This is a genomic window from Janthinobacterium algoris, assembly GCF_051380935.1.
Lineage (GTDB): Bacteria > Pseudomonadota > Gammaproteobacteria > Burkholderiales > Burkholderiaceae_D > Janthinobacterium.
Window position 1 is genome coordinate 383354 of sequence record NZ_JBNYXZ010000005.1, and the last position, 8020, is coordinate 391373.

Consider the following 8020-nt stretch of genomic DNA (forward strand, 5'->3'; position numbering starts at 1 on the left):
TTTCCCCGTGCGTTTGCCTAGAATGGCTTACTCCAACAGCATGGAGCAGGCGGCTACCTTATCAGCCAGGACGTGACACTGGCCGTCACGGCAACAGATAGGGCGTCTTGCCGCACGACGTTAGGCGCGGCGTCCAAACTATCGATCAGGAGTACATCATGGAAATGAAAGTAGAACATCGCACCGGTAGCAACCTGGCCCCGGAAACCACGGATCTGCCGATGGAACAGGAAGGCAAAAGCGCAAAAGGCGCTGCTGCACAAGACTTGAACCTGAGCGCCGCCGCCTTCACTACCTTTTACACGTGGACCGCCAATGGCGTGCATCCTTCGGTCAACTTCGCCAATGCCAACGTAAAAGCCAATTCGCGCGTGCTGCTCAACATCAGCGAATTTGGCGCGAATGCCCAGGACCGCTTCATTGGCGCCGCCCGCATGGCCGTGTACAACATCGCACCGTACAACGGCGGCTTCCGTGCCTGGGTGGATATCTCCTGGGGCAGCCCGCTGAAGGTCCGTTTCGACGTGTTTGTCGATCCCTAATCCGGGAAACAGTGCGCGTGCCCCTGCCACCAGCGGGCCGGCATCGCGCACATAGCTAAGTGAAGGGATGGCAAGCGTGAATGGGAAACCGTGCGCGCATGACAAAAGGGCCACGTGTTGCCACGTGGCCCTTTGCTAGTACTTGTTCTGGCTCCCCGACCTGGACTCGAACCAGGGACCTGCGGATTAACAGTCCGTCGCTCTACCAACTGAGCTATCAGGGAAAGGAGGCCGAATTATATACGTCAAAATTTCTCATGTCCAGTTGTTGCTGCATGACTGTTGCTGCATGGTCAGCAAAAACAGGCTGCCTGCCGCTACTTGCCTCGTTGGGATGCCACGGGGTGCCAAGGCACGGCAGGTGCTGCGGCGCGCCTTCGCCATGTGCACAGGCGCTGAATGAGCGCTGCAGTGACATGGCACGCATCGGCCGGACGGGGCGCTGACGCCAACCGGAGCAAGCCTGCGGGCAGCAGCCGCGTCCGTCTGCGCGGCGCCACGCAAGATAGTAGAATAGCCAGGCTTTCCCGATACGGAAGGCACACAACGGCATGCCGGCAGCGGGGCGTCAACCACGCCGCCGCGCGGGCATGCGCTTGCAAGGTTCGCCTTGCCCCTGGCTTATTGCTCTCGCCCGACATGACAGAATCAAGCACACCCCTGGTGGACAAGCACGGCAGCGGCGACAGCTCGGCAGAAATTGCCGAGCATATGGCGGCAGCCATCGTGGCACGCCAATTGCCGCCCGGTACAAGGCTGCGCGAAGAAGCGCTGTGCCGGCTGTATGGCGTCAGCCGCACCAAGATCCGCGCCGCCCTGCTGATCCTGTCCAAAGACAAACTCATACGCATGGTGCCCGACAAGGGCGCCTTCGTCAGCCAGCCGACCGAAGCGGAAGCGCGCGACATCTTCGCCGCGCGGCGCATCATCGAAGCGGCCCTGGCGCACGAATTCGTCGCGCGGGCCAAGCCCGCCGACTACAGGATGCTGGAGCGGCACCTGAAAGCGGAACGCCTGGCGCTGGCGCAAGCGACGCCGCTACGCTCGCAACTGCTGGGCGACTTCCACGTCTTACTGGCCGACATCGCCGGCAACGCCGTGCTGCGCGACATTGTGCGTGAACTGGTGGGCCGCAGCTCGCTGATCACCATGCTGTATCAGTCCGGCCATGCTGCCGCCTGCTCGTGCGACGAACACGGCCGCTTTCTTGAGGCGGCGCGCAGCGGCGACGCGAACCTGGCGGCGTGCCTGATGGTCGAGCACCTGGCGCATGTGGAAGCGGCCTTGCGCTTCGATGGCAGCGCCAGCGACGACAAGAAAGACCTGGTGGCGGCGCTGCTGATGTAAGCCGCGTCATCAAAAAAGGCCGCCGATGCGTATGCACGGGCGGCCTTGTCATTGCGACGGCAACTACTCGCCGCCGAATCGGCTATTCGCCCAGGTAGATAAACTTGAACAGGAAGATGGCGGCGATGATGTAGGCTACCACCGACACTTGCTTGCCCTTGCCCGTCAACAGTTTCAAGACCGCGTAAGTGATGAAGCCGAAAGCCACGCCGCTGGCCACCGAATACGTGAATGGCATCATCAGCGCCGTGATGGCGGCCGGAATGCTTTCCGTGCTGTCATCCCAGTCGATATAGGTCAGTTCGCGCAGCATCAAACACGCCACGTACAGCAGCGCGGGCGCCGTCGCGTACGGCGGCACCGTGTGCGCCAGCGGGGCGAAGAACAGGCTGCCCAAGAACAGCAGCGCGACGGCCACGGCCGTCAAGCCCGTGCGGCCACCCGCTTGCACGCCGGCCGCGCTTTCGACGAAGGCCGTGGTGCTGGAGGTGCCTAGGCAGGCGCCGGCGGCAATCGCCGTGCTGTCGGCCAGCAAAGCCTTGTTCATGCGTTCCATCTTGCCGTCTTTCAACAAGCCGGCACGGTTAGCCACGCCCATCAGGGTGCCCGTCGCATCGAACAGCTCGACCAGGAAAAATACCAGCACCACATTGACGATGCCGATCGACAACGCGCCCATGATGTCGAGCTTGAACAGCGTCGGCTCGATGGCGGGCGGCGCCGAAACGATGCCGTTGAACTGGTTGCCGCCGAAGAAGAAGCTGGCAATGGTGATGGCGAGGATGCCGATCAGGATGGCGCCCGGCACTTTCAGGCGGTCCAGCGCGACGATGATGAAGAAACCGAGGATGGCCAGGATGGGCGCCGCCTGGTGCAAGTCGCCCAGCGCGATGATGGTAGCCGGATTCGACACCACCACGCCGGCGCTTTTCAAGGAAATGATCGCCAGGAACAGGCCGATACCAACAGTAATCGCCGTGCGCAGCGCGGGCGGGATGCTGTTGATGATCATCTCGCGCACCTTGAACAGGCTGACCAGGATGAACAGGCAGCCGGAAATGAAGACGGCGCCCAGCGCCACTTCCCAGCTCATGCCCATGCCCTTGACCACCGTGTACGAGAAATACGCATTCAAGCCCATGCCCGGCGCCAGCGCAATCGGGTAGTTCGCATACAAGCCCATGATCAAGGTGCCGATGGCGGCCGCCAGGCAGGTAGCAACAAAGACGGCGTCTTTCGGCATGCCCGCGTCGCCAAGGATGGAGGGGTTGACGAAGATGATGTAGGCCATCGTCAGGAATGTGGTCAGGCCGGCCAGCAGCTCCGTGCGCACATTGGTCCCGTTGTCCTTCAGTTTGAAATAGCGTTCCAGGAACTGCATGATTAACCCCTTGTTTTGGTAAAACCGCGCGCCTGGTCTTGGACTATGCGCATCTTTTTTTCTTGCAACAACTCTTTACTTGCTTACTTGGTCCGCGCTGGCCGGCTTGAAAGCCCACCAGCGGCTGCCCGCGAAATTCCAGACCAGCCCGATGCCGGTGGCCAACACCTGCGCCAGCCAGTAATACCAGCCCAGTTGGTGTACCAGCAGCCACATCAGGCCCGTATTGATGCACCAACCTATGCCCAGCAAGGTGAAATACTTGGAAGCCGCCTCGCCATGCCCCTTGTCGCTCTTAAACGTGAAAAAGTAATTGAGGAGGTAGTTGACGACGGAACCCAGGATGTAGCCAATGCCGGAAGCGGCGGCGGCACTGATGCCGGCCCATTCCACGCCGCCCCACAGCACGCTGTATTGCACGGCCGTACCGGAAGCGCCGACGGCGGCGAAACGTAAAAATTGGTGATGCAGGGAATGGGACATTGTCAATTTTCAAATGAGGCGAAAGCAATCGGCAGGATAGTGCCAGAATAAAAAATGGCTACGATTGCTCGTAACCATTTTTCAGCCTGCATTTTACTGCAAGTTGCGCCCAACGTTCATATTCTCCGCCGTTTCTCCACCGCTACGGCGCTCAGGTGTTGGATTGACGGCACCGGCGCCGGCGCAGCCACACGAACAACGCGATCAGCAGCAAGATGCCCACGATGCCGCCGGGCAGCATGAAGGGCTGCATGCGCGCCAGCACGGGCTTCTCGCCGCCGCTGCGCGCCTGCGCCACGTCGGCGGGGGTGACGGACACGTCCGGGTTGCCGTACTGCTTCAGCACGTAGTTGGCGATCGAGGCGATCTGCTCGTCCGTCAATGGCTGCACGTAGGAACGCTGGTCGAAACGGGGCATGAACGCTTCGTGCTCCTCGCCTTCGATCTTGCGCTCGACGCCGAACAGGATGGCCGAGACCAGATTGGCCGGCGTGGCGCCGCCCGTCGCCGTATTGCGGAACAGGGCCGGATACGCCTGGCCTGTACTGCCGGCGCCGCTGGCCGAATGGCAGCTGGCGCAATACCCGGAAAACAAGACGGCGCCGCTATTCAGAGAATGGTGCTCGGTGGAGCTGGCCATGCCGCGCAGCACCGGTTCTTCGCTGCCGGCACTGCCATGGCTGAACGCGGCCTTGGTCTGCCCCGGCGCGCGCACGGGCGGCACGGTGCGCAGCCACGCCACGATGGCGGCCACGTCGTCGTCGCGCAGGAATTGCAGGCTGTTCTGGATGGCTTCGGCCATGCCGCCCGCCGCCTGCCCCTTGCCTTCCACATGGCCCGTCTTCAGGTAGGCAGTGAGTTCCGCGTCCGTCCAGGCGCCGATGCCGCTGACCTTGTCGGACGTGATGTTCGGCGCATGCCAGGAACCGAGCGCGGCACCCGCCAGCGTCTGGCTGCCGATTTCAGCCATCAGCATATTGCGCGGCGTGTGGCAGGCGCTGCAATGCGCCAGGCCTTCGGCCAGGTAGGCACCGCGGTTGATTTGCGCGCTCTTCGCTGGATCGGGCACGAAGCGTTTATTGTCGAGGAACAAGGTATTCCAGCCCAGCATGGACAGGCGCATATTGAATGGGAATGGCAGGACCGTCTGGCGCGCTGGCTCATCGACAGGTTTGACGGCCTGCATGAAGTAATAATACAGGTCGCCCACGTCCTCATCCGTCAGCTGCGCATAGCTGGTGTAGGGCATGGCCGGATACAGATGGCTGCCGTCGGCGCGCACGCCTTTGCGCAGCGCGCGCGCAAAGTCGGCTTCCGTGTAGTGGCCGATACCGCCGTTTTTCGACGGCGTGATATTCGTCGCATAAATCGTGCCCAGCGGCGAGTCGATGGCATAGCCGCCCGCATACGGCTTGCCGCCGGCCGCCGTATGGCACGCCATGCAGTCGGCGGCGATGGCCAGGTAGCGGCCCCGCTCCAGGCGCGCATCAGGGCTGGCAGCCGTAGGCGCGGCCGGGCGGTCAGGTGTGAGGGTGACGGGCGGCGCAGAGGCGGGCACGGCTGCTACAGCGCTGCCAGTCAGCAACGCCAGGCTGAGAGCGAAGCACAGGCGGCGCATTATGCGACCTCCCTTGCCAGGGTGCGGGCAATGTCGTCGGCAGCGCGCAAACCAAGCGCGGCCATGCTGAGGGTCGTGTTGACCACGCTGGCCGACGGCATGGCGCCGCCGCCCGGCAGCCACAAATTGGCATGGTCGTGGGCACGGCAATTGCCATCGACCACGGAATCGGCGCGGTTCGATCCCATGATGACGCCGCCCATGATGTGGTTATTCGCGTTCAGGCTGCTGGTGATATTGAATTCCACGGCGCCGAACAGCTTGCCGATGTGCTCGAGCTGTACATGCGCAGCCTTCGCGCCATTGCGCACGTAATCGCCCACGTCATAATAAATGTCGGGGCAGGCCAGGCCCAGCGGGTCCTTGCGCGTCTTGCTCAAGGTCAAGCGGTTGTGCGCCTCGGGCAGCGGTTCCAGGCTGATCGACAGGTCCACGCCAAACGCGGCGCGGCGGCGGATTTCATCGTCGAGGTCCTTGCCCACCAGGCCCAGCTTGAGCGACTGCTGGGTAGCCGGTCCCACGCGGGTGATATTGTTCAAGATCATCTTGTTGGCCGAATACTGCGCACGGGAGGCGCCGTCGCGCGGCCCCACCAGGCAGCTGCTCTGCGCCGGGCCACGGCCCGTCCAGATCGGCTCATTGGCGAGGAAAGTACAGTGAAAACCCGAGTGGTCCATCATATTGCGGCCCACCTGGTCGGAACTATTGGCGATGCCGTTCGGATTGTTCTGGTTCGCCGCCAGCAACAACAAACGGGGCGTCTCGATGCCGTTGCAGGCAATCACGAAGGCCTTGCCCGTCGCCATATGCGACTGTTTCTTGGCGTCATACCAATGCACGGCCGTCACGCGGTTGTTCTGGTCCGTGTCGATGCGGTAGACGACGGCCTCGGCCAGCACGCCCGCGCCTTTCAGCTCGGCCCGTTCCACATGGTGGATGCCGTTGTACATGGCGCCGATAGGGCAGATGGGCTGGCAATTATTATTGCCGCAGCAGGTGGGACGCCCCTGCCATGGACGCGTCGAGCGCCCTTGCGGAATCGGCACGGAGCGGTAGCCGTGCGGGTTGACGACTTCGGCGAAGCGCTGGTCGCCATAACCCCAGGGCACCATGTCCATCGGATACGGCGCGCTGCGCTCGCTGGGCGACTGCAAGGCGGGATCGTTGGGGCCGGCCACGCCCATTTCCTGCTCGGCGCGGCAATAGTACGGTTCCAGTTCATCGTAGGAAATGGCCCAGTCGCGCCCTACCCCGTAATCGCTTTTCATGCGCATGTCGGTCGGCAAATGACGCCAGCACGACGCGGCCCAGTGCCAGGTGGTGCCGCCCACCGTGCGCAGATAACCCTGCTGGAAACTACTGCCGCTGGGGCCGGACAATTCCACATAGTTGTTTTTTGGAAAATACAGCGGTGCGGGCGCATTGTCCGCCTGCGGATACAGGCCCTGGAAGTCCGAACCGACACGGTTCTCGAACGGCATGTTGCGCCAGTTTTCCACGGCTTGCCCCCGCTCGATGCGCAAGCCCGCTTCCAGCATGATCACGGCATGGCCTTGGGCAGCCAGCTGGTCGGCCATCATGGCGCCGACCACGCCGGTGCCAACGATGACAACATCGGCGACGACGTCGCCATTACTCTTGAATTGGGGTGATTTCATTTTGCTTGCTTGCCTTTCGGTTCGGGAGTGCCAGTGGTGGCCGGGGCCGGTACGGGTTTCGGCGCCACGGGCGCGGAAACGCGCACGACCGGCGGCGCCTTCAGCCACCACAGGGGGCCATAGTTGCAATACGTGGGCACGACCTGGCCATCGGCCACCGTGCGGTACATCAAGGCTTCCGCATAGGCGACGACGACGGACTTCGTGCCCTGCGCCGCGTTGCCGGCCACTGTGCCCGTGTACCAGGCGCCCACGATGGCCAGCGCCAGCTCGCGCAAGCTGGCGTCCGCGGCGGTAGCGGCCGCCAGCAGCGCCTTGGCTTCCTGGCCCGTGACGAGCAGCGCGCCCAGCCGTGACAACTGCTCGGCAAAGCCGGGCACATTCGTGCGCATGGCTTGCTCGATGCGCGCCGCCGTCGCGGCAGACAGGTCGCGGTGGCCCGTGATGGTTTGCGACAAGGTGTAGAACAGCATGCTGGCGGGCGCCAGCCCGGTCGCCGGAGCGCTGGCCGGCGCCTGCATGGCGGCGGACAAGGGATTGCTCCAGAAACCGGCCTGCGCCAGCAAGGCGGCCAGGCCGATCAGGGCGTGGCGGCGACTGATGCGGGGAAGGGATGAAATGGATGTTGCAGATGGTTCGCTGCCTGGATGGTTCATGAGACTCCCGCAAGACTTGTTGTTTTGTTGATTTCGATGATTGCGCCACATCGCATTTGCGCATAAATGGAACCGGTTCCATCATTATCCTACAGAAATAAATTGTTTGCTAATGGAGTATTAATGCGGGGGAATGAGTCTTAGAATGAGTCTTAGAATGAGTCTTAGATGGCTGCCTTGATTCTGCATCGATCCCGGCGTTTCGCGCAGGCTTCCTGTGAGGTACCCTGACTTTTTCGGACACTCTTGTTTGGCAAACTTCACCAACTGGAGAACATATGAAACGCTCAACAACATACACGCCAGAGCTTCGAGAAGAAGCAGTAAAGCTGGTC

8 protein-coding genes and 1 tRNA gene are annotated in these 8020 nt (G+C 62.3%); 2 read left to right on the forward strand and 7 right to left on the reverse strand.

Annotated elements, in window-relative coordinates:
• Nucleotides 1-158: 158 nt before the first annotated feature.
• Nucleotides 159-542, forward strand: a complete 384-nt coding sequence (locus tag ACQ4W7_RS10560) for a hypothetical protein (RefSeq protein WP_426070666.1) — start codon at nt 159-161, stop codon at nt 540-542.
• Between the two features lie 148 nt (nt 543-690).
• Here the strand turns inward: ACQ4W7_RS10560 and ACQ4W7_RS10565 are convergent.
• Nucleotides 691-766: transfer RNA gene (locus ACQ4W7_RS10565), tRNA-Asn, on the reverse strand.
• 415 nt (nt 767-1181) lie between these two features.
• On the opposite strand from ACQ4W7_RS10565, the gene ACQ4W7_RS10570 reads away from it, so the two are divergent.
• The gene (locus ACQ4W7_RS10570; protein ID WP_436530286.1) at nt 1182-1889 is read left to right on the forward strand and encodes a GntR family transcriptional regulator; all 708 of its coding nucleotides are present in this window, start codon (nt 1182-1184) and stop codon (nt 1887-1889) included.
• A gap of 82 nt (nt 1890-1971) precedes the next feature.
• On the opposite strand, the gene ACQ4W7_RS10575 is transcribed toward ACQ4W7_RS10570, so the two are convergent.
• The 6 genes from ACQ4W7_RS10575 to ACQ4W7_RS10600 all read right to left on the reverse strand — a co-directional run.
• Entirely contained in the window at nt 1972-3270 is a 1299-nt protein-coding gene (locus ACQ4W7_RS10575; RefSeq protein WP_426070668.1) for an NCS2 family permease, read from the reverse strand.
• Between the two features lie 75 nt (nt 3271-3345).
• Nucleotides 3346-3753 (reverse strand): GtrA family protein, encoded by a 408-nt coding sequence (locus ACQ4W7_RS10580; RefSeq protein ID WP_426070669.1) that lies wholly within the window; start codon nt 3751-3753, stop codon nt 3346-3348.
• A 151-nt stretch (nt 3754-3904) separates the two neighbouring features.
• Nucleotides 3905-5371, reverse strand: a complete 1467-nt coding sequence (locus ACQ4W7_RS10585) for a c-type cytochrome (RefSeq protein WP_436530289.1) — start codon at nt 5369-5371, stop codon at nt 3905-3907.
• A complete protein-coding gene (locus tag ACQ4W7_RS10590) occupies nt 5371-7029 on the reverse strand; it encodes a GMC family oxidoreductase (protein WP_436530291.1) in 1659 nt (552 codons plus the stop codon). Before ACQ4W7_RS10590 ends, ACQ4W7_RS10585 begins: the two co-directional genes overlap by 1 nt.
• Entirely contained in the window at nt 7026-7685 is a 660-nt protein-coding gene (locus tag ACQ4W7_RS10595; RefSeq protein ID WP_436530293.1) for a sugar dehydrogenase complex small subunit, read from the reverse strand. The genes ACQ4W7_RS10590 and ACQ4W7_RS10595 overlap by 4 nt, the downstream gene beginning before the upstream one ends.
• Nucleotides 7686-7805: 120 nt before the next feature.
• Nucleotides 7806-8020 (reverse strand): hypothetical protein (locus ACQ4W7_RS10600; protein WP_436530295.1); only part of this gene is annotated, 215 nt, incomplete at its 5' end.

What these genes read in the sequence shown, in the direction of transcription:
- ACQ4W7_RS10575 (WP_426070668.1), bottom strand. Translation starts at nt 3,270, where the DNA reads ATGCAGTTCCTGGAACGCTATTTCAAACTGAAGGACAACGGGACCAAT.
- ACQ4W7_RS10590 (WP_436530291.1), bottom strand. Translation starts at nt 7,029, where the DNA reads ATGAAATCACCCCAATTCAAGAGTAATGGCGACGTCGTCGCCGATGTT.
- ACQ4W7_RS10595 (WP_436530293.1), bottom strand. Translation starts at nt 7,685, where the DNA reads ATGAACCATCCAGGCAGCGAACCATCTGCAACATCCATTTCATCCCTT.
- ACQ4W7_RS10560 (WP_426070666.1), top strand. Translation starts at nt 159, where the DNA reads ATGGAAATGAAAGTAGAACATCGCACCGGTAGCAACCTGGCCCCGGAA.
- ACQ4W7_RS10570 (WP_436530286.1), top strand. Translation starts at nt 1,182, where the DNA reads ATGACAGAATCAAGCACACCCCTGGTGGACAAGCACGGCAGCGGCGAC.
- ACQ4W7_RS10585 (WP_436530289.1), bottom strand. Translation starts at nt 5,371, where the DNA reads ATGCGCCGCCTGTGCTTCGCTCTCAGCCTGGCGTTGCTGACTGGCAGC.
- ACQ4W7_RS10580 (WP_426070669.1), bottom strand. Translation starts at nt 3,753, where the DNA reads ATGTCCCATTCCCTGCATCACCAATTTTTACGTTTCGCCGCCGTCGGC.